Annotated in this window: 24 protein-coding genes and 1 rRNA gene; 4 read left to right on the plus strand and 21 right to left on the minus strand. The window is 47.7% G+C overall.

Going from position 1 to position 25,071, the window contains the following annotated elements:
• From C5684_RS00275 to C5684_RS00320, 10 genes are all read right to left on the minus strand, one after another.
• Positions 1-522 (minus strand): 23S ribosomal RNA (locus C5684_RS00275); the annotation flags it as partial.
• Between the two features lie 263 nt (positions 523-785).
• Positions 786-1,313: a tetratricopeptide repeat protein gene (locus C5684_RS00280; protein WP_104639043.1), complete on the minus strand. Its 528-nt coding sequence runs from the start codon at positions 1,311-1,313 to the stop codon at positions 786-788.
• 30 nt (positions 1,314-1,343) lie between these two features.
• The gene (locus C5684_RS00285) at positions 1,344-2,216 is read right to left on the minus strand and encodes an outer membrane protein (RefSeq protein WP_104639044.1); all 873 of its coding nucleotides are present in this window, start codon (positions 2,214-2,216) and stop codon (positions 1,344-1,346) included.
• Positions 2,217-2,293: 77 nt separating this feature from the next.
• A complete protein-coding gene (gene lgt / locus C5684_RS00290; RefSeq protein WP_104639045.1) occupies positions 2,294-3,133 on the minus strand; it encodes a prolipoprotein diacylglyceryl transferase in 840 nt (279 codons plus the stop codon).
• Positions 3,099-3,878 carry an RluA family pseudouridine synthase gene (locus C5684_RS00295; protein WP_199764445.1) on the minus strand — a complete coding sequence of 260 codons (780 nt, stop codon included), beginning with the start codon at positions 3,876-3,878 and terminating at the stop codon, positions 3,099-3,101. Before C5684_RS00295 ends, lgt begins: the two co-directional genes overlap by 35 nt.
• Positions 3,853-4,998 carry a lipid IV(A) 3-deoxy-D-manno-octulosonic acid transferase gene (gene waaA / locus C5684_RS00300; protein WP_233708599.1) on the minus strand — a complete coding sequence of 382 codons (1,146 nt, stop codon included), beginning with the start codon at positions 4,996-4,998 and terminating at the stop codon, positions 3,853-3,855. The genes C5684_RS00295 and waaA overlap by 26 nt, the downstream gene beginning before the upstream one ends.
• Positions 4,999-5,017: 19 nt before the next feature.
• A complete protein-coding gene (locus C5684_RS00305) occupies positions 5,018-5,752 on the minus strand; it encodes a zinc ribbon domain-containing protein (protein ID WP_104629111.1) in 735 nt (244 codons plus the stop codon).
• Positions 5,752-6,507, minus strand: a complete 756-nt coding sequence (locus C5684_RS00310; RefSeq protein WP_104639046.1) for a Nif3-like dinuclear metal center hexameric protein — start codon at positions 6,505-6,507, stop codon at positions 5,752-5,754. Before C5684_RS00310 ends, C5684_RS00305 begins: the two co-directional genes overlap by 1 nt.
• Positions 6,498-7,379: a glycine--tRNA ligase subunit alpha gene (gene glyQ, locus C5684_RS00315; protein WP_104639047.1), complete on the minus strand. Its 882-nt coding sequence runs from the start codon at positions 7,377-7,379 to the stop codon at positions 6,498-6,500. Before glyQ ends, C5684_RS00310 begins: the two co-directional genes overlap by 10 nt.
• An 8-nt stretch (positions 7,380-7,387) precedes the next feature.
• Positions 7,388-8,320: an NAD(P)H-dependent glycerol-3-phosphate dehydrogenase gene (locus C5684_RS00320; RefSeq protein WP_104639048.1), complete on the minus strand. Its 933-nt coding sequence runs from the start codon at positions 8,318-8,320 to the stop codon at positions 7,388-7,390.
• A 216-nt stretch (positions 8,321-8,536) separates the two neighbouring features.
• Between C5684_RS00320 and C5684_RS00325 the strand changes: the two genes are divergently transcribed.
• Genes C5684_RS00325 through C5684_RS00340 form a run of 4 tightly spaced genes read left to right on the plus strand, consistent with a single transcriptional unit; the run spans position 8,537 to position 16,779 of the window.
• On the plus strand, positions 8,537-8,824 hold the full coding sequence (locus C5684_RS00325; RefSeq protein ID WP_104639049.1) for a hypothetical protein: 288 nt from the start codon (positions 8,537-8,539) through the stop codon (positions 8,822-8,824).
• Between the two features lie 28 nt (positions 8,825-8,852).
• On the plus strand, positions 8,853-15,638 hold the full coding sequence (locus C5684_RS00330) for an outer membrane beta-barrel protein (RefSeq protein WP_104639050.1): 6,786 nt from the start codon (positions 8,853-8,855) through the stop codon (positions 15,636-15,638).
• Between the two features lie 23 nt (positions 15,639-15,661).
• On the plus strand, positions 15,662-16,099 hold the full coding sequence (locus tag C5684_RS00335) for a hypothetical protein (protein WP_233707481.1): 438 nt from the start codon (positions 15,662-15,664) through the stop codon (positions 16,097-16,099).
• Positions 16,099-16,779, plus strand: coding sequence for a 16S rRNA (uracil(1498)-N(3))-methyltransferase (locus C5684_RS00340; RefSeq protein WP_104639051.1), 681 nt, complete (start codon positions 16,099-16,101; stop codon positions 16,777-16,779). Before C5684_RS00335 ends, C5684_RS00340 begins: the two co-directional genes overlap by 1 nt.
• On the opposite strand, the gene C5684_RS00345 is transcribed toward C5684_RS00340, so the two are convergent.
• The 11 genes from C5684_RS00345 to C5684_RS00395 form a co-directional block, all read right to left on the minus strand.
• Positions 16,756-17,898, minus strand: a complete 1,143-nt coding sequence (locus C5684_RS00345; RefSeq protein ID WP_104639052.1) for an HP0729 family protein — start codon at positions 17,896-17,898, stop codon at positions 16,756-16,758. The genes C5684_RS00340 and C5684_RS00345 overlap by 24 nt on opposite strands.
• Entirely contained in the window at positions 17,898-18,086 is a 189-nt protein-coding gene (locus C5684_RS00350; RefSeq protein ID WP_104639053.1) for a hypothetical protein, read from the minus strand. Before C5684_RS00350 ends, C5684_RS00345 begins: the two co-directional genes overlap by 1 nt.
• A gap of 25 nt (positions 18,087-18,111) precedes the next feature.
• Complete coding sequence (locus C5684_RS00355; protein WP_199764446.1) at positions 18,112-18,951, minus strand: energy transducer TonB; 840 nt, start codon at positions 18,949-18,951, stop codon at positions 18,112-18,114.
• Positions 18,917-19,306 carry a TonB system transport protein ExbD gene (gene exbD, locus C5684_RS00360; protein ID WP_006018075.1) on the minus strand — a complete coding sequence of 130 codons (390 nt, stop codon included), beginning with the start codon at positions 19,304-19,306 and terminating at the stop codon, positions 18,917-18,919. The genes C5684_RS00355 and exbD overlap by 35 nt, the downstream gene beginning before the upstream one ends.
• Positions 19,307-19,309: 3 nt before the next feature.
• Complete coding sequence (gene exbB, locus C5684_RS00365) at positions 19,310-19,762, minus strand: TonB-system energizer ExbB (protein WP_104639054.1); 453 nt, start codon at positions 19,760-19,762, stop codon at positions 19,310-19,312.
• 139 nt (positions 19,763-19,901) lie between these two features.
• Positions 19,902-20,471 (minus strand): hypothetical protein, encoded by a 570-nt coding sequence (locus C5684_RS00370; RefSeq protein ID WP_104629121.1) that lies wholly within the window; start codon positions 20,469-20,471, stop codon positions 19,902-19,904.
• A 57-nt stretch (positions 20,472-20,528) separates the two neighbouring features.
• A complete protein-coding gene (locus tag C5684_RS00375; RefSeq protein ID WP_006018072.1) occupies positions 20,529-21,020 on the minus strand; it encodes a flavodoxin in 492 nt (163 codons plus the stop codon).
• Positions 21,021-21,097: 77 nt separating this feature from the next.
• Positions 21,098-21,625, minus strand: coding sequence for a DUF2393 domain-containing protein (locus C5684_RS00380; protein WP_006018071.1), 528 nt, complete (start codon positions 21,623-21,625; stop codon positions 21,098-21,100).
• A 16-nt stretch (positions 21,626-21,641) separates the two neighbouring features.
• Positions 21,642-22,745 carry a prohibitin family protein gene (locus C5684_RS00385; RefSeq protein WP_104638847.1) on the minus strand — a complete coding sequence of 368 codons (1,104 nt, stop codon included), beginning with the start codon at positions 22,743-22,745 and terminating at the stop codon, positions 21,642-21,644.
• A gap of 11 nt (positions 22,746-22,756) precedes the next feature.
• Positions 22,757-23,677, minus strand: coding sequence for a branched-chain amino acid transaminase (locus tag C5684_RS00390; protein WP_104639055.1), 921 nt, complete (start codon positions 23,675-23,677; stop codon positions 22,757-22,759).
• Position 23,678: 1 nt separating this feature from the next.
• Entirely contained in the window at positions 23,679-25,046 is a 1,368-nt protein-coding gene (locus tag C5684_RS00395) for a DEAD/DEAH box helicase (RefSeq protein WP_233708600.1), read from the minus strand.
• Positions 25,047-25,071 lie beyond the last annotated feature (25 nt).

The following is a 25,071-nucleotide window of genomic DNA, read 5'->3' on the forward strand; positions in this document are numbered from 1 at the left end:
TTTTCACTCCGTTACCCACGGTTCTTTTCACCTTTCCCTCACGGTACTTGTGCGCTATCGGTGTAGTAGTAGTATTTAGGGTTGGAGAGTGGTCTCCCCGGCTTCAGCCCGGATTTCACGTGTCCTGGCCTACTCTGGATACGACTATCTAGGGTGTATCTTTCGCATACAGGGCTATCACCTTCTATGGCTTGCTTTTCCAAGCAACTCTGCTAGATAAACCCCTTGAATGTTGTCGTCCTCAACCCCGAGTGCAAGCACCCGGTTTGCCCTGTTCCCCTTTCGCTCGCCACTACTGAGGGAATCTCGTTGATTTCTTTTCCTCTAGCTACTGAGATGTTTCACTTCGCTAGGTTCGCTCTCTAAATAGAGTAACTTACATTGCTGTAAGTTGGGTTGCCCCATTCGGACATCTGCGCCTCAATGCTTCTTGACAGCTCCACGCAGCTTATCGCAGTCTAGTGCGTCCTTCATCGCCTCTACTACCCAAGGCATCCACCATCTACTCTTAACATCTTGTTTGTTTCAGTTAGCATATCCGCTAAACTGCCTTGATAAGATTTCTACCGCCTTATTGAGTATAATTCTTTGGCTTTGTAGTTTTTACCTTTACATAGGCTATTGACAATAAAAAGTCAAAAAACACTAAACTAAATGTTCGAGCTACAGGATTAACTGCAACCCCCATTTGCTTAGGCAAAAGCGCATTATATCGGTGGAAAGCTTAATTTTTGCTTAAAAATAACGAAAAAGACAAAGACCCCCCCTTAAGAAACACCAAAAGACTAATCTCCCCCCACATTGAGATCAAATATGGTCGCCTTGCACCCATCCACACCCTCAGGCGTTGTATTAGGATTTGCTTTGACCGGATGGGCACTTTTGCGGCAAAGACCCAAATAGTATTGCGCTTTTTTCTGACTTTTAGGAACACCTAATCCTTCATAATACATTCTCCCCAAACTAGCATACCCAGCCCCCCAACCCATCGCACCCGCCTTTTTATAGTGTTCAATCGCTTTTGGGACATCCTTTTTAACCACTTTCCCACAGCCAGACTCATAGAGCCTACCCAAACCCTCATAGGCTGCAAAATCCTTTTCTTGCACAGCTTGCTTAAAATACTTGAGAGCTTGTTTGCAATCTGTTTCCGGGTTTGTAGAAGTGTCATAACCCCCGCTAGCCCCATAATATGCCCAATACATCGCATCGCCCTTTTTGTAAGCCTGGCTCTCTCCTAGCTTGGCTGCTTGCAAACCCACACCAGATAAAGCCACCACCACCGCCACACGCCACACAGATTTTAAAACCATAATTTACCTTTCGATTAATATTGGAAATGCCTAAAAATTGATCACATAGTTGGCAAAGGCAACAATGTTGCGCCTAAATTTGACAACGCTATTGACATTGATATTGCGCTTTAAGATCCCCATTTTCGATGAATAAGTGCCTTTATTAAGATAATAGGGATCATTAATAATAGGGATGCGCACGCCCACCTCAAGCCCCTGATGTTTGGTGAGATTAAATCTAAAGCCTAAATTGACAATCACTTGCAAAAAATTAGGCGCAAAAAAAGTCTTGAGTCCGGGATAATGCTCACCATTAATGCGCACTTGGTCTTTAAAATATTGATTCATCGTTACACAACCAGTTCTGCCATAGTTATAAGCATTGGCCCAATTACAATACTTATCCTTGCCCATAAACCAAGAACTCCCCCCAACCATCGCCCCTCCAAAGACACCAAAGGAATGCTCACCATCATCATAGAAATTAAAAAGCATATCCATGCCCCCACCATAGAAAAGATTAATGGCGTTTAAATCCTTGACAACAAAAATAGGATCCGAATCGCTATTATGCACAGAGTTAGCATACCCTTTTTGCCCGCTAAAAAAGCCATAAAAACGCAACCCAAAGCGTCTTGTCTCGCCAATAAAGAGCTTGTAGCCGATTTGGATATCCCCCCCATAAAGATTGCCATCATAAGAATTTGCCGTTTGGGTCGTTGCCCTAAAGACATAGGGCACCCCGGGTATCATGATCGTCTCTTGCAAAGCGATACTTTGCTTAAAAGAACCCCAAGCATAGGAATATTGGAACCCTGCCTCCATAAACGCCCCATTTTTCTCAGCACTCAAGGGGAGCAAAGAGAAAAGCCCTAAAACACTGGGCAAAAATGTATTGGCTAGTTTGTGTCTGATACCCATATTTGCTCCTTATCCAAGAAACTCTAGCACACATCATCATAATTTTTTCTAAAATGGCTCGGGTGCTCAAGCCCAAACTAGGGATGCCTCTGCCTAAGAGCAATAAACCCCCAAAGGGCTAAAGAGATCAACACCATGAACATGCTCAAAATCTGCCCCATGCTCAAGTGCCAAAAATAATACCCTAATTGTGAATCCGCCTCGCGGTAATACTCAGAAATAAAACGCGCGAGCGCATAGCTCAAGCCATAGACCACCATGAGCATGCCATGTGCGTGGGTGTAGGCTTTGGCAATACAAACCACCCCAAAGACCACCAGCCCCTCTAAAAGAGCCTCAATGAGCTGGCTAGGATAACGCAACACCCCCTCCACCACAATTCCAATATGTTGCCCAAAAGTGTCCCCACTGGGCACAGCGCGCCCAAAAAGTTCCTGATTTAAGAAATTGCCTATGCGCCCAAAAACATAGGCTAAAGGGAGGCTGATGGCAATCAAATCCAAATAGATCAAGAAATTTTGCTTTTTGAGCACGCTAAAGAGCCAAGAGGCGATAAGGAAGCCCACCAGCCCCCCATGGTAGCTCATCCCCCGAATGCCGATAAATTCCCCATTGTGGAAGGGGTTAAAAATCTGCCAGGGGGCTTTGAGATAATAAAGGGTGTTGGGATCGTAGATCAAAATATAGCCCAAGCGCGCCCCCAAGATCACGCCCACCTCAGCATAAATAAAATAACTCTCAAAATTAGCTTTGCTGATGGGGAAACGCTTAGGATCGCTTTTTAATGCCCTCAACGCCATCAAAAAAGCCAGCAAGAGTGCGGTTACATAAGCCAAGCCATACCAATGCACCGGAACCCCAAAGACACTAAAGGCAATGGGGCTAAAATGGCTGTAAATCTGGTTCCAATAACTCATCAAACTCCTTAAAATGGGGCGGGATAGGCGCACTCAAGGTGTAACCCAGTAGGGCGATCTTATGGGCGTGCAAGAGCAAATAAGGGTGGGGGTGTGCCCCATAGAGTTGATCCCCGATGATGGGGTGCTGGATTGCGCTTAGATGGGCACGGATTTGATGAGTCACCCCCGTTTTAATCACCACCTTTAAAAGCGTGTGATTTTTGTAGGTGGTTAGTGGGCTTAAGTGCGTGATCGCCTCCTGCCCTTTAGGATCAATATCAGTTTTTACAAAGCCCTTATTAAAATGGGGGTGGCTTTTTTGCACCCTTAAGGGCATTTTAAGGGTTTGGGGTTCTTTAATCACGCCCTGCACCACTGCTAAATATTCTTTATAAACTTGTCTTTGCCTAAAGGCTTGCAGGGCTTGGCTATAAAGGGGCTCAGTGGCTAAGAGCAACACCCCGCTAGTGCCCTGATCCAAGCGGTGCAAGAGCTGGTAGGGGGGGTGTTGTCTTTGCAGGGCATAGCTTTCCGTGTGTGCGCTTTTATTTAAGGCTAGCAGGTGATCATCTTGGTAGAGAATGCCCGCCCTCTTTGGGGTTAGCAGGCTAAAATGCGCATCTAAGGGCAACTTGGCACGCGCTAATCTTAGGGGTTTGCCCCCCACACCCACCAAGCCCCGATCGATAAGCATTTTAGCTTTTTTATGCGAAATGCCTAGCTGGAGACTCAAGAGTTTATAGGCTGGTTGGGTAGATGGCATGGGCTAACTGGCTGATTTCGTGGTTGTGGGTGTCTAAAAAGCTGGGCAATAGCTGGGCGTGGTTGGCTAGAGTGCTGCCCAGTTGTTCAGGTTCGATCAAGGCGTAATTTTGCACGCAAGCAAATAGGGCTTCTTGGTTAAAAATATGCTTCCCACTGATGAGCTTGACCCCAAAAAAGGCAGGCTCTAGGGGGTTATGCCCCCCAATAGGCACAAAACTCCCCCCCAAGATCACCACATCGGCTAAGGGGTAAAAGTCATTGAGCACGCCCAATTTGTCGATCACAAAGACCGATTGATCCAAATCAAAACCCTTGGAGAGGCTATTAAAAACAACGCCTTGATTTTCTAGTAGGGCTTTTACCTCTGTAAAACGCTCGGGGTGGCGGGGGGCGATCAAAAGCCTAGCATGGGGATCATTGAGGGCTAAAAAGGCTTTTAAGATTAACTCCTCCTCGCTAGGGTGCGTGCTGGCAGCCAAAAAGATCAAATAGTCGGGTTTGGCGTAGGTGTGGGAAATCTTAGGGGGGTTAAAGAGCTTGAGATTGGGGAAAATTTGGGCATTTTGTGCGCCCAGCGTGGCTAGGCGTTCTTGATCTAGGGGGGTTTGGGCGTAAATGTGATCGACTTGTTCGAACAAGTAAGCATAAAAGCTCTTGAATCGTTGGTAACGCGGATAGGAACGCTCAGAAATGCGCGCATTGATCAAAAAGGTTTGTGCCCCAACACTTTTGGCTAGCCTAAAGACATTGAACCACAATTCAGCCTCCGTAACCACTAGGGCTTTTAAATGCCCCAAATCCTCACGCCACAAAAACAAGAGTGTTTCAAAGAGCAAAAAACGCACTTGGATATGGGGGTTTTGCGCATAGGCGGCACAAGCTAGATCAAAGCCGGTTTGGGTGGTGGTGGTGAGCAAAATGGGGACTTGGGGGAATTGATCCAATAAAGCTTGTAAGGATTTGATCTCCCCAAAAGAGCAGGCATGGAACCACAGAATCGGGGGGGAGTTAAGGGCGTGCTTGCGGGCTAAAAAGCGCGCTTTAAGGGAATTTCTGTATTTGGATTTGAGGCTAAAAAGCCCCACTAGGGGCAGAGCCAACACATGCAAGCTAGCCAAAATGCCCGTATAGAGAAACTCAAAGGGCTTGATTAGCAGCCTCTGTAGGTTGGGTATTGATATATAAAATACGCCCACAATGCGGGCAGGTGAGAATATCCCCACTGCTTAGTAGCTCGGCATAGGTGCGATCGTTAATGCGGATAAAGCATCCCCCGCAAGCCTGCTTTTTCACGCTCACCACGCAGGTATTCCCCGCCCAACGGCGGATTTTTTCATAAAAGGCGATGAGCTTGCGATCCATTTTAAGAGTCAATTCCTGCTTTTTGTGGAAAATCTCTTGTTGCTCCTCTTTGAGCTGAATCGTGTCTTGTTCGACTCGCTTTTCAAGGGCTTTGATCTGCTCCTCCAAATTTTGCAAGGACTGGTTCAAACCCTCTTGGAGCTTAGCTTTATGGGCGATCTCATTTTGCAAGCGATCGATCTCTTTATTGGCTTGGTTGGCGCGCTCCTTGGTGATGTCCTCCTCAATGTTGAGGGAACGCAATTCGCGTTCAGACTTCACTTGGGCGATTTTCTTTTGGATACTCTCAATCTTGGTATTAGTCTCTTGGAGCATTTGTTCGTTTTTGCCAATTTGTATGTTGAGAGTCCTTTTTTCTTCCTCGAGTAGGGCATACTCGGCTTGTTTCTTGCTTTTAGTGGCAAGGGCTTTATCTAAATCCGCGCGTTTTTCCTTGATCAAGGGCTCTAAAGCCTCAATGTCCTTATCTAATTGCGCAATCTCAATGAGTTGGGATAAATGGATATTCATTAACGGACCTTTAGGGTGAATGGACTTTTGCAATCAAAGAGTTTAACATGCTTTAACTGAGTTTGCAAGATATAGGGTTGTAGCAAATCGTGCAGCAAGGGCACAAAAGCCTTTTCACTCTCATAATGTTCGACCTCAATGAGGCTAACCCTGCGGCTAAGAGCGGCCATGCTCTCATGGTGTTTTAAATCCCCGGTGATCAGGCAAAAATTGGGGGGCGGATTTGTTAGGGTGTCTAAATAAAACCCCCCCGATCCGCAGATGATCGCGATGTGCTCAATGTGGCTAGCCCCCCGCACGAAACGCACATAGGGCAGGTTAAGCCGTTCTTGCACTTGTTGGGCTAAATCCTCTAGGGGGGTGGACTCTAGCTTGCCTTGCAAGGCAAAGCCATGGGCTTGTAAGCCCTCAAAGCCTAGCAAGCTAGCAAAATGCGCATTCAAATGGGTTTGATCAAAATTGGTGTGCAAGGCGATCAAAGAGCAAGATTTTTGGATCAAAATCTGGGCGATATTGCAAGGATAAAGCGTGGGGTCAAAATTTTTAAGGGGCTTGAAAAATAATGGGTGGTGGGTTAAGATGAGCGTTTTAGGTTTGACTTCTTGAGCCAGCTCTAGCGTAGCCTCTAGGCTAATGGCGACCCGCTCAAACTCTGAGCCCAAACTCCCCAAGTTGAGCCCACTATGATCCCAACTCTCTTGGAGCGTAAAGGGGCTCAGTTGATCTAAAAAAGCGTAAATCTCCTCTATTTGCATAGGCGCTCCAAACGCGCGCCCTCTTGCTCTTTGTAAAGCAGGGCGCAAGATTTAGCCAGCTGGCGGATTTTTAAAATGCACTCTTGGCGTTTGGCAACCGAGAGGGCTTTTCTGGCATCCAGAACATTGAAAAAATGCGCACTGAGCATCACAAAGTCATAAGCCACTAAGGGCAGTTCTTGCTCCAAACAATGGCGTGCCTCCTCTTGGTTGCGCTCAAAGCAATCCATGAGAAAATCCAAGCGGGCATGGTTAAAATGGTAATGGCTAAACTCATACTCACTTTCTAAATGCACCTCTTTATATAAAATGGGTTTTTGATCCCGGACACTCCAAACAATGTCTAAAATGCTATCCACATTTTGGATATAGGTTGCTAGGCGTTCTAACCCGTAGGTGATCTCAATGGGCACGGGGTGGCAAGCTAGCCCGCCCACTTGTTGGAAATAAGTAAATTGCGTGATCTCCATGCCATCTAGCCACACCTCCCAGCCCAAGCCCCAAGCCCCCAAGGTGGGCGACTCCCAATTATCCTCCACAAAACGCACATCATGTTTACTAAAGTCAATCCCCAAAGCTTGCAGGCTTTGCAAATACAATTCTTGGATATTCAAGGGGCTAGGCTTAATGAGCACTTGGAATTGGTAGTAACTGCCTAAGCGATTGGGGTTTTCCCCATAACGCCCATCGGTGGGGCGCCGTGAAGGGGCGACATAAGCCACACTCCAAGGCTGGCTATCTAAGCTCCTTAAAAGCGTGGCGGGGTGGAAAGTCCCTGCCCCAGCGGGGATGTCATAGGGCTGAATCAACAAACAACCCTGTTGTTGCCAAAAATCCTGTAATTTCAAAAGAATATCTGAAAAAGTTGTCATGTTTTATCCTAGCGTTTGATGAGCGTGTTCATGCTCTCTAAAGGGTTTTTGCCCTCTAGGAGGTGTTGGAGTTCTGAGGCAATGGGCGTATAGATATTTTCTCTTTGGGCGATCTGCACGATCGCCTGCGTGGTCTTGATCCCCTCAGCCACTTCGCCTAATTCCTCTAAGATCGCCTCTAAGCTCTTAAATTGCGCCAGCCCCAGCCCCACGCGGTAATTGCGTGAAAAAAGCGAATTGGCCGTTAAAAACAAATCCCCCGCCCCGGATAGCCCTAAAAAGGTCTCTACCTTGCCCCCAAAGTGAGTCCCAAAACGGCTCATCTCCACTAAGCCCCGGGCTAAAAGCGAAGCCTTAGCCCCCTGCCCTAGCTCCAACCCATCGCACACCCCCGCAGCAATGGCGATCACATTTTTATACGCCCCGGCAATCTCCCCCCCTCTAATATCATTTTGCACATAGGAGCGCATAAAAGCGGGCAAAGCTTGGGCATAGCTGTTAGCTAGAGTCGCATTGCTAGAATGCACCGCCAAAGCACAAGGCAGGCTAGCCATAATCTCTTTAGCAAAACCGGGCCCAGCCAAAAAGCACAGATTGTCTAGGGCGATGAAATTTTTAGCAATATCGCTCACAAACGCCCCTCCAAGCTCAATCCCCTTGCATGCCATGAGGATTTTAGCCGTGTAGGGCAGATTGGCTTGTTCAAACCAAGCACGCAAGTGTTGCACGCTAATGGCGACCACAAACAAATCCGCTTGCACGCCTTGATTGAAGTCCGCTTGCAAGATCGGATCATGCCCTTTGAGCACCAAATGTTTATTTAAGGGCATCAGCAAGGGGGCTAGATCTTGGCGGGAGATGATGATCGTGGGGTTTTTATGCCCAAAGGCAAAGGCTAGGGCGCGCCCCCACGCCCCACCCCCAAAGACGGCTACACGCATGCAACTCCTTAATCAATGGCAAATGAAAGGCATTATAGCACAAGCACAAAAACTATTGCTTGCGTAAAACCCACGGGAAACCACAAGGTCATTAATTTTTAAAATATTCGTTAAATACACTAAATAAAAAATAAAAATTTGAAAAAGCTTAAGTATTAATTTAAGTTAATTTAGGATAAAATAGATATCTACTTCTAAAAAGGACAAAGGATTACCATGCAGATTCGACATTTTGCTAGCTTTAGCGTTGCAACATTGCTTTTATCCAGTAGCTTACTTTCAGCAGAAAATAGTGGATTTTATGGGAGCGTGGGTTTCCAATATTCCAACATGACTCGTGCGCAGTCAATGGTAGGGCCCAAACCCAACTACAGCTCTAACTCAAACGCATTGGTTTTGGGTAGCAACACCGGTGGTAATGGTGTTGTCGTGCCCCAACTGGGCAATCTGACCACAAATCCGGTTGGGGGCGGTAATAACACCATTCCTGTAGGGAAGCCGTAGGGAAAAACTAGGATCGTAAGGAGAGATAATGAAAACTAGAAGTTTAAGTTTGGCTTTGGCTTTTTGCTTTAGCGGTGCACCCGCTTTGGATGCGGCTGATATCACCATCGATCAGCTTGTCGATTCGGTTTCTGGGATACTAGGCGGGTCTTGGAGTGTGGCGGGTAATGCCGCCCCCAATATCCTTAACCCCCAAGGTGCCGCACCTACTGGCATAACAGGGGGGGGGGCAGCTAACACCACACCAGGGACCAATAACCCCGCTGTTACTAGCTACATCCTCTATGGGAGTAGCGGATTATTCAATGACAGCACCAATGGCTTGCTCAATACTTCAGCTTTAGGCGGTGCAACCCAAGCCTTGAGTAGCACCACCTTAGGCAGTTTGAACATCTATGACTGGAGCACGCTTAACCCTTGGTTAAAACAAGTCCAAGACATGGCAGGCACTTACTATTCTGATCGCGCCAGCTTTAGCGGTGTTTCATCAGCGGGCAATGTCCTAGGCACGGGCCCCATAAGCGGATCCACTTGGTGGAAAGTTACAGCCAGTAAGGGCAATGGGACTATTGGCACTGGGGCAGAAGCAGCTGTTGCCGGGGCATTTAGCGCATCTAGCACGACCTTAGGCACTCCTCCCAAAGGCACCACTGCGTCTGACTATGCTGACAATGCCAACAAGTTGATGAGCACCATTTACAATAACATCATAGGTTTAGCAGATAATACCAATCTTTTAGGTGCCAACACCAATGGCAACGACTACGGGCAAGATTTAAGTGCCTTGCTATCCAATAGCGGGAGTGGGAACACCATTTACAGCGCTGGGCTTTCTTTAGCCGATGCCGCTAGCACAGCAGCTGCAGCAAAGACTGACATCACAACCCCTGGTCTAGCCCAAAGTGTCCAAACTATCAACAGCATCATGTTCACCACTCCCAGTGCTACAGATAGCATTATCCCCACAGGATCAGCACCCGCCAATGGTCAAGGGACTAACTATAGCGATGGCTCTCCGGGGGCACTGGATGCCTTGCAAGGTTTGGGCGCGCTCAATAGCTTGATTGCCGGGGGGATTGCCACCAGCGCGACCGAGCTAAATGCCAACGCCACTACAGTAGCAACTGCCGTTGAAGCCTATAACACCAATGCCAACGCGCTTCTTAACAACATCACCAACATCGGCAACCCCACAGCCACGACCCCCTCAGGCTTGAGCAGTGCAGATGCCAATGTGGACGCGGTGATCAACGCATTAGCGGGTGTAACAACAGCCAAAGGCGATACGACTTATGCGACCAACCAAGCCGTGATTGATAAAGCCTTGAGTGGGCTTAATGGCATCGTTAATCCGGGTGCTTACCAGGTCGTTTGGGATGCTTATCAGGGCTTGGCAAGCAGTTTAGGTAGCGATCAAGCTAAGGCTCTAGGCATCACAACCACAACCAATGTCCAATCAGCCATCTTTAACAAGCTCCAGCAAGCCTCCCAAGCGATGGGGGAAATTGCAGCGGGCGCGACCACCATTGGAGGAGGTGCTAACGCAGCCTTGAGTAGTAGCACCTTTGGGGGTTCTCGCAAGGCACTTAGTGATTCAAGTCTTAGTGGTTCGCTTAAGGCGATCTATAATCTGTTCAACCCCTCAATCACATCCGGATCGGGCTCAAGTGCCACCACGATCAGCCCCTATCAAGAGTTCCAAAATACCATTTCTGGATTGCAAAAATTAGTGGACAACACCACGCAAAGTAGCGTCAGTGCGACCAACACGCCTACAACTGGTAAAGTCCAGAACACCACCACGCTATACCCCGCACAAATTGGGAGTAGTGCTGGTAAGACCGGTGCTACGGCTGTTACGGATTCTGCCACCCCCGGAGCTACTACCCCTATCGATCAATCCATCGCTGCTTCTGGGTTGGCTAACCAATTAAGCCAAGCCCAGGCGAGCAATGTCGCCCTAGCCAAACTAATTGGCTTGGCTGCCTCCTATGCGGGGAATGTGAACACGCTCAATGGCATGCTCAGCACCGCCGGACAAGCCGGTTTGGGTGCAGCCCTTGGTGCAGCCGCCAACAACGCGGCGGCTAATGCCCTGCTCAATGGCGGTGCAGCTGAAGGGACAGATAAAGCCGATGCCGCCAACAATGCCGCTAAAATCTATAACACCATTACAGAAATCAAAAATGCCGATGCCTTGTTGAACCAATATGTTAACGCCCTCACCGCCAATGTTGTTGGCGATAGCACGACAAATCAAGGCAATTACGCCTACGCGCTAGGCGAGTTCAATAAATTGTTGAACGCCCCTCAATCTGGTGCAAATGACACGGGGCTTATCACCAGCACTCTAGATAGCATTAACAAACTTTTAGCCGGGTATAACGCCGCACCTACTGCAGCCACCGGAGCGAGCAAAACCTTTTGGACCGCCGTCCAAGCAGGCGATGCCAAAGCAGCGATCCAAACCTTGCAAGAGAGTGTAAGCAGTGGCTTGAACTATCTTGCCAACCAACAAAGTTTAGTGCAAGGTACTGTGAATGGAACCGTGAGTATTGACTCCCAAGTAGCCGGTAGCCTATTGGGCAATGGCGGGCTTGGCGTTTCAAATGCGCAAATGGCAAATGCGGTGGTGGCTGTCAATTCTCTTAGTGGCGCGCTCACGCAACTCAGTAGCGATCTCAATGGGGGCGCGGCTTCAACTACTGTCATTAGCACCCTAATGGGCACCGGATCTAATAACCTAGCTAGCATCGTGGGTCTTCTGAGCACTCTAAACACGGCTACAGCTGCAGCAACAGCTAGCTTTGGGGATCAAGGTGGCATCGCCAACACCTCCAATATCGCCACTGGGGATTCCAACACAGGCGGGGTTGGCTCTGGTGATGTGGGCGGGAACTTTGCAGAGAATACCAACGCTCCTAATTACATCAACAACCTAGCAGCACTTAGCACAATCACCAATGCCATTGGGGATATTGCTAATGCCAGCGGCGCCACCAGCAACTTCACCAATGCATTTGTTACCAACACACCTGTGGCTACCATTCAAGCAGAGTGGGCCAAGATCACAGGGGATCTAAAAACCAACGATTCAACAAACCAAGCGTTGGCAATCGCGGCTTTAGAAACAAATGACACTACTGCACTGGGCAACTTGCTCGCCAGTGGTGCCGGCGGTGTCGGTGCCGCCACCACCGCTTGGCAGACGATTACACAGACCGACAACTTGTTGAGCACCTTCAATAGCGCGCTCACTGCGGACAATCAGGTTAGCAATCTCACCCTCAGCGGGAAGGATGCAACTGCTGCTAGCTCTGTGCTAAAACTGCTCACTTTGGCTACAGATCTCCAAGGTGCGGTCAAGGTTTTGACCACAGCAGATACAGGATTGGCAACTGCTAATGTCTCTTCTAATGCGTTGAATGTGGATGCCGCTACGGCAAGTTCCTTTGTCAATGCCCAAAACGCAGCAAGTGCCTATAGCGCCTTGCAAAATGCATTGGCGGCAATCAATAAAGGTGGTGCCACTCTAGATGCAGATGGGCTTTTGGGCGTGATTCGCCAAATCAATATCTACCAACAAAATACAGCCGTGTTAAATGGGCTCAAGGGAGCTAATGCCACAAAAAGCGTGGCGCAAATTGAACAGGTTTTGGCAAATATGCTCACTGGCACCGCCCCTAATACCGTAGCTGGCACCGCCACGCAAGCGGGCTTACAAGCCATCCAAAACTTGATCAACCGCTATAATTACTTGGAGGGCTTGAGCACTCAAGTTAATACTGCCTTAAGCAATAACCCCATCGCCTTGTTGGACGCTTTTTCCAATAGCAAAGACAACACCAACTTCAAAGATGCCCTTGAGAGTTTGGGCACGGCTGGCTTTAGTGCGAATGTGGCAAACAATTATGGCACCCTGCAAGCCAGCGGGAACTACGCTGCTACAACTGGCTTAACCCAACAAGCCCTAACAAGCTTGAGCAATGCGATCAGCAACAACAGCGATGCGATCCAAGCTTGGGGAACTTTGGTGAAAGGCACCAGTGGGAGCACCACAACCGCACTCCAAACAGCTGCCAGCGCGGCTACCAATTTGGCTAGCCTCTATGGTTCTGTGAGCACTGGCAGCTTAAACAGCTTGGACAACAACTTGAGCAATGTTACCAGTGCCCTAGCCGCCACCACAACCGACAAAAGTGGTAGCACAGCAGACCTAACAGGCAACACTTTTGCTATTGCCTCTGCACCCGCAGGTGTCCTCACTGGGGTTAATTTGGATGATAAGCTCACCATCGCCAACTACACAAGCAACACGCTTTACCAAGCCTTCCAAGCCATCAACACGCTCAATCAGGAGCTCAATGGGGGCAACACCACAGATGTTGCCAATCTTGGCACGGGGGCAACTGCTGTTGACGCTGCGATCACCGCCCTTAATGGTAGTGCCAATAACGGTGCGGTGGCTAATTTGCTCAACAACTTTAGCAATGCCATTAGTAGCACCAATAGCTTTGTTCCTGATAATCTTAACAACATCACGGAAGGCTATGGCAAAACAAGCGCGGCAAGTTTGGTGCAAGGTTTGATGGATGCTTTGAATAACCCTAAAAACGGGGTCGCACAGTATTTCCAGGGCAAGGGTGCAACCTCTCTCCCAAGTGGTCAAGACCTTACCAATCTAGTCACCCAAGTCCAAAATGCCATTAGTGGCGTTGTGGGGAGCACTAACGCTGCAACCATCACCAGTGGGACGCTCTCAGCCTTCGCCACAGCCGCGCAACAAATCAATGCCCAGATCACGGCTTTAGATACTGCTACTGGTCAAACCAACATCAGCTTGGCTACCGTTGCCGGACTCATCGATGCCTACAACTTAGCTAGCGCGGCGATCGCTAGTGGCGGTGTAGCAGGCTTGAAAGCCGATCAGGTTTCCGTGATCGCCAGCACAGTCAGCGATGCCCAAGCTTTCAACAATGTTGCGAGTGCGGCCAACCAAGTTGCCTATATCACCAACAATTTGGGTGCCCTCGTTCCCTCTGCTAGCTCTCCAAATATGAGCGATTTGGGCACAAAACCAATGGGCATAGGCGGGTTGATTGCCCAACAGTTGCAAGCAGATGGGTTAGCACCAATGTCTGGTCAAACCATTTCAGCATATATCAACACAGCCACCCCCGCCCAGTTGCAAACCGCGATTCAGAGTGTGGTCAATAGTAGCGCGTATCAAAACAGCCCGCAGTTGCAAGCTGCCATCAAGGCTTTGATGGTTGGGCAAGCCATCGCTGACACCGCTAACTACTCTGACAATTCTGCAACTGTGAGCAGTAGTGATGCGCTTAAGGCACTTATCGCTAATGCCAATGCGGTGCAAGCCCTCCAAAAAGCAGGGGTCAATACGGCAACTGGTAGTGGTGCTGCATTGAGCAATGGGACACTCAGCAAAGTCCAACTTGAAGGTCTAGCAGGTGCCATCGCTGGCTTACAAAAGACTGCAAGCACGATCATCGCTTACAATAGCGACACACCAGCCGCCCAATTGGCCAAAGCCTATGAAGCAGCACAGACCAATAATAACAATGCGACCAGCAGTCTTGCCACTTTGGCAAGTGGGGCATCTAAAACTTCGAGTGCCTCTGTGAGTGCTTTACAACAAGCCGGGAAAGAGTATATCCAATCCCTTAGTGGTCCAACTGGAGTTGTTGCGATCCAAGCTAGGTCGATGGCCTCTAACTCTTCATGGCAGTTTGGGACAATGATTAATGCCTTGTCCGATGGGGTTACTGCCTCTAGTCTGAACACGAGTGGCATTGACAGCGATATTGCCTCAAATGCTGCTGTGCTCTCTGGAGTTGCCAACCTCCAAACGGCTGTATCCAACCTTGTAGCCACCATCTATGGCCCACAAGGTGCTTCCCAAAATACTAGCTTTAGCGTGTCTCAGGTGCAAGCACAATTGGGCAACTTGGTAAATCAGATCGGTGCCTTGCAAGAACAAGTCGTGCAAGCTATGGTTGCCTTGAGCAATGCGGCTACTGCTGCTAATAACCCTCAAGCAATGGTGCAAAACCGCGCGCTTATGGGCTATCTCAAACAAGGCTTTGGAGGCACCACCCCCCCCTCAGCTTCCCAACGCCAAGCCAATCTTGTTGCCCTACAGGCTTTGATGAGCAAGCTATCCAACCTCAAATCCACGGCGTTGGCAGCCCAATTGAAGTATGATGGAAACGGGCAAGTGCAAAAAATTCTTGCCGCTGAAAATGCGCCCCGCCGCCCCGTATTGAGCACCCAAAATGGGAACATGTACGGGATCGATGTCCAGTTTGGTTATAAACAATTCTTTGGCAAAAAGAAACGCTGGGGCTTGCGCTACTATGCTAGCTTTAGCTACCAACACGGCACCTTTAATGTGAGCGATGCGGACGATGTGGATAACTTTGTCTATGGTGCGGGTGTGGATGCCCTCTATAACTTCTATGAAAGCAAAGATGGCAACCATACCGTGGGTATGTTTGCGGGCTTGATGCTTGCGGGTAGCTCTTGGAATGTGAAAGGCATGAGCTATTATAAAAACCTCATGGCACAAATCAATGCGGCTGGGGGCAAGGCTAGCATGAACACTAGCTACTTCCAAATCCCCATCAACATCGGCTTTAGAACCAATGTGAATCGCCATAATGGCTTTGAGATCGGTTTGCGCATCCCGCTAGCGACTAACTACTTCTTTGATGGAACTGGTCCAGATGGCTCTGCACTCAAAATCGCCTACAAGCGTAATATTTCTGTCTTCTTCAACTATGTCTATAACTTCTAAGGCATAGGCTGCTTTTGGAGGGGGTGGGGGCTTTAAGCCCCTTTCTTAAGCAAATGCTAACACAGGCTTTAATCGATGCGATTAGTTTCCATGCCTTTTTCATGGGTTTAGGCCCGCTGATTTTTGGGGCTAATTTGTTTTGGTTAGGGTATCTGAAAAATTATGCCACGCTCAATAAATACCTCTATGCCATGATGGTGATCGTGTTCATGTGGGTGGCCATCGGGTTTTTCAGCGGGGTTTTTATTTGGGCGATGCAGGGCTTTAGCGGGTCTTTGAAAGTGATCTTGATGGGTATTGCCTTGGGGATCATCGCCTTAGGGGAGATCAAGCGCATTAACAAATTGAAACGGGCGCGCATAAAAGAGGCATATATGCAAAAATATGTGCGTTGGTCTCAAGGACTTTACACACTAAATCTTTTGCTCTCTGGGGCGTTTTTTATCCCCAAGATTTTTTAATGCGTTTTCTCTACCACCCCCAAGCCAAAGCCCCTGAAGTGCTCTTAGAGGGGCAAGCCCACCGCCACCTTTATTTGAGTCGCCGCACGCCAGCTAGCCAAGCCATTGCGATGCGTAATCTGCAAGATGACAACTTGTATTTTTACAAACCCATGACTATCCATAAAAAACACGCCCTTTTAAGCCTCCAATCAGCTCAAGAACTCCGGATACGCCCCACCCACCCCATACACCTGATTTGGGCTATCATCCATTTAAAAAACATTGAAAAGGTCTTGCCCTATCTGAACCAAATGGGGGTTAGCCAAATCAGTTTTTTTTATGCCACCTATAGCCAGCACAATGAAAAACTAGACACCCCCAAAATGGAGCGTTTCTACAAAATCTTGATCGCCTCATGCGAGCAGAGTGGGCGCAGCGATTTGATGGCTTTAGAGGTGTTAGCTAACACCCAAGCCGCCCTAGAGACCTACCCCAAAGCCTGTGTCTTTGATCTAAACGCCCCTAGCATGCCCGCTCAAAAAGGCCTAGAGAATGGGATTATCATCGGTCCTGAAGGGGGGTTTAGCACGCCAGAAAGGGCGTTATTTGCTCATAGAGAGATTTATAGCACACCCTCCCCCTTGATTTTAACCAGTGAGGGGAGCGCGCTTTATCTAGCGGCTTTGGGGGGGCTTTAAATCTTGAGAATAGGGCAGGGGGTTTTTGAGCTCTAAACGGCATTGGACGAGGCATTTTAGCAAGCTCTTATCATGGGCAACCCCTAGAATTTTGATCCGCACCCCGCTGGCCTCTTGTAGGCTAATGGGTCTTTCATGCACGCCTTTATTGCGTTTGAAAGTAAAATCTTGCAAGGCTTGTGGGAGCTCTTTTAAGCCAAAATCTGCCACAAAGGGGGGTAATTTGGAGCGTAAATTTTGGATTTCAGGGAGGGTTAAAATCTTGCTATGGGCATGCAGATTAGGTTTGCCCTTTTTGCCAAACAAGCCACTCAAAGGATATGATCGATTCATCGTTTCATAACGCAACTCTAAGATCATCGGATCGACATGGCTTAAAAACGCCACGATGTCTTTTGTGAGGAGATATACCTCTTGCTCTAGGATTTTAGAATAACGCACCATCACCGCACTAAAATCATAAAGGGGGTCTTGTTTGTTGTCTTGGTATTCCATTTCGGCATAAATGATATTATCTAGGCTCAAATGGTGGAGTGCGTAGGCATGTTCGCCAAAACTCAAATTGATCAAATGCTCTTTGATGGTTAAAAAACGCTTGCTTTTAAAGACATAATGGTAAAACTTCTGCGGGCTTTCAAAGTAGTTGCGTTCCTCTTTCATCTCGATACGCAAGGGGTAATCGTAGTCATTGCCATAGATTCGGAAAGTGTGGTTGCCATAATCTGGTGTAATGAAGTTGGATAAGTGGCTATCGCGAATGGTGGCAAAATCATTGCGTTCTATTTCTTGTATATCTGTGATGATAAACCACGCCTCCACATCATATTTTCCATCTTTGTAATACTTTGGGGCTTTAGCCTGACTTAAGATCGTTTGCACCGCCTCCACCTTAGCCACAAACAAGTTGGCAAAATCGGTTAAAAAAAGTTGCAAAAAATTATCTGGATTGGTGCTTTGGTAAATGTGTTCCAAACTCTTAGGGAATTTGTGTTCTTTGTCTTTGGTTTTGGGGCGGATTTTGCCAAAGGCGACTTTGCCCTCTTTTTTGAGAGTCTCTAAGTGCGCTTCAATCACATCGGTTTTATAAAAGGGGTTATAGAGAATGAGCAGATTTTGCATCACCAAGCCCCTTTAAAAAGGCGATCAAACACACTGGGTGTGCCCCTTTGCATCTCTTTGTTGCACTTAGGGCAGGTGTTGCCCATTTGGGCTAAATCTGCCCCACTCAAGCAATCGCTCTTAAAGGACACCACTTTAGAATACCCACAAGAACAGACGAATTTAACCGGCTTAGGGGTTATAGGCACCAACACTCCTTGATATTTTGCTAACCTACTCCTTGATGGTGTAGGCGATGGGGATTCGCAAACGCACCCGTTGTTTGGGGGTGGGGAAAGACCTAGAGGCCTCTCTAACCGCATTCAAGGCGGCATGGTTGAGAATATCCGAACCTGAGCTTTTGGAAATCTTAATGTCTGTGGTGGTGCCATCGGTGTTTAAAATAAACTCTACGAGCACCTCCCCCTCAATCCCGCGCATCATAGCCATTCTGGGGTATTTATTTTTAGCCGAGATCGCCATTTGGATTTTCATCAAAAACTCATCGCTCACGCCTTGGTTGTAGGCTAATTGGTTAGCCTGCGCACCCTCAGTGGTTTTATTGGATTCTTCTTGCTTTTTGTTCTCTTTGGGCTCTTGCTTGGGCTTGACTTCCTTGTGCGTGCTCTCTTGCTGGCTCTCCTCTTTGGGTTTGGGCTCGGGCTTGGGTGTTGGCTCAGGCTTAGGCTCGGGTTTTGGTGTTGGTTCAGGTTTGGGCTCAGGCTTTGGCTCCGGTTTGGGTTCAGGCTTGGGTTCAGGTTTGGGGAGGGGCTTGGGCTCCGGTTTAGGTTTGGGTTTGGGTTTTTCATGGTGTTTGGGTTTTGGTTTGGGTTTTTCTATGGGTTTGGGGGTGGGGGGTGTAGTTTGGGCATGCTGGAGGTGTTGGGAGCGTGTATCAATGCTTGCCAAACTCATGGTCATGCTCTGAGTACCTGCTTGGGCTAGATTTTCCACCTTGAAAGGGTCATTTGTAAAGATAAACCACAACCCAACGGCATAAAGGACTGCCGTGATCGCAAAACTAACACTGGTTGAAAACTTACTTTTTTTCTGTAGAGATGGAGAAGTTTTCATGGTGCTGATCTTTGAGAATGTCTATGATGTTGATAAAGGTCCCAAATTTAGAGTCTTTGTCGCTCCGCAAGTCTATTAAGACTTTAGGGTCTGTCTTGGCAATGAGGGCGCGCAAATCATCTAGGCTCTTGGGTTTGTCATCAATGTAAATCCCATCGGTTTTATCCACCACAATGGTGATTTTCTTCTCCTCTTTTTGTTGTTTTTGTGCGCTACTGGCACTGGGTAAATTAACTTTGATTTTGCCTTGTGCGATAAAAGTCGAGACGCTCAACACAATGGCAAGCAAGACCAACATCACATCGATAAAAGGGACAATATTGAGCCCATCACCCCGCCGTATTCTAGATCGCATGCCCTAGACCTTCTTTTTGGTTAAAAGCCTAAATTGTTCGGATAAGACATCCACTTTTCGGAGCAAGGCGTTATACACCATCAAGGTGGGGATCGCCACAAGCAACCCAAAAGCGGTCGCCTTGAGGGCTAGGGATAAGCCCAGCGTGATCGCCTTAGCATCTAGCCCGGTGGTGCTCGTGCTCATGTCATAAAAGGTAACCATCACGCCTAAAACCGTCCCCAAAAGCCCCACATAGGGAGCATTGGAATAGATGATGTAGAGCGAAGTGAGGTTTTTAGTCAAGTCCAAATCCAATTTTTCAGGGTCTTCGTATAGATTGAAATCCAACTTCGCATAAAAAATAATGCGCTCAATGGTGAACCACAACGCAATAAAACTCATGATCCCCAAAGCCGTGAAGATGCCAATATCCACATATTCGCCCACCAATTTGACGGAAAACCCTTCGCCCATAACCATCCTTCTACGCTAATCTAGAAAATTGAAGTGTGTATTGTATTGTCTTTGTAATAAAAAGTCAATATGAAAGTTTTTTTTATAACAACAAAAATAGATGTAACTATTTTTCTTACTTTAACCCCCCCCCCACAAACTACATGCTTTTGGGGATTTCCACCTCGTCATAGCTCAAAGCGGCTTTGAAGATGGCCTGAACCTTTGCCAAAATAAGGCGCACGGTTGCAACATCTAGGGCTTTGATATTAAACAATAAGCGTTCTAAACGGGCGGGCTGATAACCATCGACACGCACAAGCATAAAAACCTCTTGGTTGTTGGGGTTGATATACTCGCCTAATTGGATTTCTTGATCGAGACTGGCGGCGATGGCTTGGGTGATTTGGGTAAAAATTGTCTCATCATAAGGCTTTTGGTGGGCGTTCTGAGATTGTTTGTAAAACTCTTTGATTTTGTTAGCGATGTGGATAGCAACACGGAATCTTGCCCGCTCTCTAGCGATACCCTCAGATCGCGCCACTTGCCCATCGATCACATGCGAGCTATCAATGCCTCGATTGATATACATGCTCTGATCTTCAATCATCCATCTGGGCATGTTCTGCAGAAAAACCCGTTTTTGGGGGCTAGAGGCGCAAGCATTCCAAATCAAAGCCCCTAAAACGCTAGAGGCTAAGAAAAAACGCACTCTGTGCTGTGGAGACATTAAAAATCCTTTTTTGCCCCCATTTTAACGAATTTTGCAAAAAACTGCAAGTTGGGCTTAACTCAACGCACCTTTGACCTCTTTAACCCACGCTTCAATGCGCTGATCGGTGAGGTCATCTTGGTTGTCTTCATCTAAAACAAGACCGACAAATTTGCCATTTTCAACCGATCGAGAACCTTCAAAATTATACCCATCTGTGGAAGTGAAGCCCACGACTTTACCGGCTTTGGCTTTTTCGTAAATGTGGAAAATGCCTTCGGCAAAAGTTTCTGAATAGGTGTCCTGATCGCCTAGCCCCACAAGCGCAATGGTCTTGCTGGCAAAATCCGCATCGCTCAAAGTCCCTAAAAACTCTTCCCAATCGCTTTGCAAATCACCCGCACCGGCGGTGGGCGCAACTAAGATCACAGAGCTAAAGCTATCAAATTCAGCTTTAGAAGCTTTGCTCACATCAAAGACTTGTGCGCCGCCAAAATGCCCTGCGATCTTGTTGCTAATGGTTTCAGAATTACCACTATCTGTCCCATAAAAAATACCAATTGCCATAACATTCCTTTGATTGATAATTTCCAAGCCAAAGCTGGCTCACCCACCATTCTATCTAAAATTTTAAAAATATTGGTTTAATAACAGGCACTGGAGAGTTTGAAGGGGGTTTGTTTATAGGGGTAGTGCTCAATACTTAAATTAAAGGAATGCGTTTGTTTAGGGGCTAGGACAACCTTAAAAGTTTGGATATAGGTGTGCTCAAAAAGCCATTGGTAAAGAAACTCTTGGGGCTTATTGCTTGCTGGTTTGAGCACATCCAAACGCAAGGCGCATTGGCGGATTGTCATGCGCCCCTCATTGGTGATTTGCACCCTAGCCTCAAAGGCATCGGTGTAGGTGAAAGCATAGGCTTGCTCCACCTTAGTGTGGATTTTAAAAAGCTGTTGTTCTAAGAGATAGTGCACGCCAAAGGGGGCACCAAAAAGACAAACAAAAGAGAGTAAGTATAAAAAGGTGGCAGTATACCCCCGCACCACCAGCCCCGCAATAAAAAAGCAGAGAAAAAACGCATAATGCAAACAAAAGATTATCAGTGCAAATAAATCGGTGTGACTCCAAAAAATCTGTAAGTGCTCTTGGACGCTCCTTAAAATGCTCTCCATGCAATTGACGCTCTAGTTATTTTCCTTCTGCATGCCCGGCTAGACTTTTGGGCTTACTCTTAGTGTCTAGCCAGATATTAGGCACTGCCCCACCCGGGACCAAAAAGATTTGGGCATTTTTATTTGTTTTCAACGCTTCATTGAATTGCCCTTGTGTCTCAATTTGGCGTAGTTGCAAGAGGCGTTCATTCAAGCTCTGCCCAATACTCAAGTTAGCAGCCGACTTGGCTTTAGCCTCAATCACAATCGCATCGGCAACACCTTGAGCCCTAATGCGGTTGGCATCGGCTTCTCCTTTAGCCAAAGCCGCCGCCTTTTGGGCTTCTTGTTTGGCGCGTTCCACCTCGTATTTGACTCGCTCAGATTCTTGGCGTGCGATCTGCACCTTTTCAATCTGTTCTTTGATCTTAGCAGGCAAGACAATTTCTCTAAGCTGGATAGAGCTTAGTTCTACGGGCGAATTAGGGAGCTTAGAGACCTCTTTATTGATGTCAGTATTGATCAAGGCAGCAATCTCGTTGCGTTTGATGGGCAAATCCTCGGCTGGGTAGCGCCCCACCACCGAGCGCACCACATCACGCACCACCGGGTTAATGATCTTTTGCTCCCAACTCAAGCCATAGGTGGCGATGGTTTGGGGCGTGGTTTGGGAGTTGAGGCGGTATTGCACGGTGAGCTCAATAGAAACCGTCAAGCCCCTAGAGTCCATGACATTGATCGCATCGTTGCGGAAAATGCCTTGATTTTTCCCCACAATGCCCATGTCCTCTGTGCGTGAAAAGTTGATGGTGCGCACACGGGTATCAATCACCAAAATATCCTGCACAATGGGGATAAAAAAGTGAATCCCGGGCTGTAAGGGGATGGGGTCGTATTTCCCGGCGGTGATCTTAATGCCAATCTCACCGGATTGGATCACCATGAAGGGTCTAGCCAAGATAAGCAAGATCACCACGATAATAATAATGACTAAGCCTGTGAATCGTTTGGATTGCAAAAAATTAGAGGGCAAGGTGGGGGGCTTGGGGTTGTTGTCCTTGGGTGGGTTTGGATTGGGGGTATTATTTTCAGGGCTGGGGGTCTGTTTGCGCTTCAGGTGCTCGTTTAAATCAATGGGCATTGCTGTCCTTCTTAGTTCAAGGGGGTTAAATAGTGGTTAAAATGATTGAGTTGTCCTCTGACAAGTTGCATATAAGTTTGGGATAGGGCTTGGGTGATGGGGGCGTTATTAGGGTTACCAATTTCTCTAAAGTCTAGGGATTTAATGGGCGTGATCTCCGCCCCCGTGCCCACAAAAAAGGCTTCTTGTGCCGTGTAAATTTCCTCACGCACCAAGCGTCTTTGCAAGGTGGGGATTTGCAAGTGCTGGGCTAACTCCAAGATGGTTTGGCGGGTGATCGAATCTAGAGTCGAATCCAAAGGCGGGGCGATGAGTGTCCCCTTAGAGACAATGAACAAACTTTCAGCCGAGCCTTCGGCGACAAAACCTTGTGTGTCTAAAAGCAAGGCTTCTTCACACCCGCATAACAAAGCCTCTTGTTTGGCTAAATGCGAGTTTAGATAATGCGCGCTGGCTTTGGCGCGATTGGGGCTAGCTTGCACGCTAGGCTTGCTAAAAGAGCTGGTTTTGACCTTAATGCCATGTATCTCATTGGCCCTCCATTGCATAGACCCGATAATTGTATGGATGGGGGGGGTGGGGTTGCACACGCCCAAAGCCCCCAAGCCCATAAAAATTAAGGGGCGGATATAAGTATCCTCGCTACATTGATTTGCCCTTAAAAGCTCTAAGGTGGCTTGTTTAAGCTGTTCTAAATTGTAGGGAATCTCTAACATCAGGGTTTTAGCCGAGTCTAGGAGTCGTTGGAGGTGATCGCAAAGTCTAAAAACAAGCATGCCCTTGGGGCTTTTATAAGCGCGAATCCCCTCAAAAACGGCATTGGCATAGTGCAGGCTATAACTCAGAACATGGATTGTGGCATCTTTAAAATCCACAAATTTTCCATCTTGCCAAATATAGGGAGAGTTAGCATAAGTGGCTGGGATGGGCATGTTATCTCCTTGTGCGGTTTTTATGGGAGGATCGCCCATGTGGTTTGCTAAATTTGCCCTTAGAGGCGTGGGGTGTGGGTGTGCGGGTGTGGAGGACCTCCTCTAGCTTGATCTTATGGCTTTTAAATTGCAAGCTCAAGAGCTTTAAGACCAGCTGGGAGGGCTCAAATTGCTCGGTGAGTTGTTCATACAAGCTCACCACTTCCGCATCCACTTCAACCTTGTTTAAGGCTTGCACCAAGCGATCCTCGTCCATGTTGGGGATTTCATAAAGCTCAATGCTAGAGCCGATCTCTTTTTGCATACGCAAAAGTTCTTTGTATTCTAAAGGGGTTACTAAAGTGATCGCCACGCCCTTTTTACCCGCGCGCCCCGTGCGCCCGATGCGGTGGATGTAACTTTCGGTATTTAAGGGCAAATGGTAATTAAAGACATGGCTAACATCGCTAATATCTAGCCCCCGGCTAGCCACATCGGTAGCGACCAACACATCGGCACGCTTGGTTTTAAAGGCTTGGATCGATTCTCTGCGGGCGCGTTGCTCCATGTCGCCATGTAAAGGCGTGCTTTTATAGCCCTTGGCACTCAAAAATTGGTGCAATTCATCAACTTCGCGTTTCATACGCATAAAAATAATGCTTTTGGTGTGGTTTTCTTTATCTAGCAAACGCATGATCGCCTCGTTGCGTTCATGTTCGTTGATCACATAGAAGCGTTGGGAGATGTCGGTATTGGTTACATGGGTGGGGGCGATGTGAATCGAGATGGGGTCTTGTAAAATCTTATTGGCTAAATCCCTAATGGGGGGGGGCATGGTGGCTGAGAATAATAAAATCTGCGCCTCGCTGGGGAGGTAGTCAAAAATCTCCTCAATATCATCTAAAAAGCCCATGTCCAACATCTCATCGCTCTCATCAAGCACCACCACTTTAGGGGAGAAGTTTTTGAGCCGTTTGTTTTTGAGGTGATCTAAGAGGCGTCCGGGCGTGGCGATCATCACTTGGGGGTTGCGTTCCAAAAGCTCGCATTGTTTTTTAACGCTCTGCCCGCCATAAACGCAAATGGTGCGGGTGCGGGAGTTTTTGCCCAGTTTAAAGACCTCATCGCTAATTTGCATGGCAAGCTCTCTAGTGGGCGTGATCACCAAAGCCTCAATGCTCTTGTCATTTTTGAGATTTTGGATAATGGGCAGAGCAAAGGCGGCGGTTTTGCCCGTGCCCGTTTGGGCTTGGGCGATCACATCTTTGCCCTCTAAAACAGCGGGGATTGCCTTTTCTTGAATAGGGCTAGGTTGGGTGAAACCCACTTCGGCGATGGATTTTAAAATCCGCGCATTCAAGCCCAAGTCTTTAAACGAGCGGGGCGCAATATCTGAGGGTTGGGGGGTTTGGGGG

Source organism: Helicobacter bizzozeronii, from assembly GCF_900196775.1.
GTDB lineage: Bacteria > Campylobacterota > Campylobacteria > Campylobacterales > Helicobacteraceae > Helicobacter > Helicobacter bizzozeronii.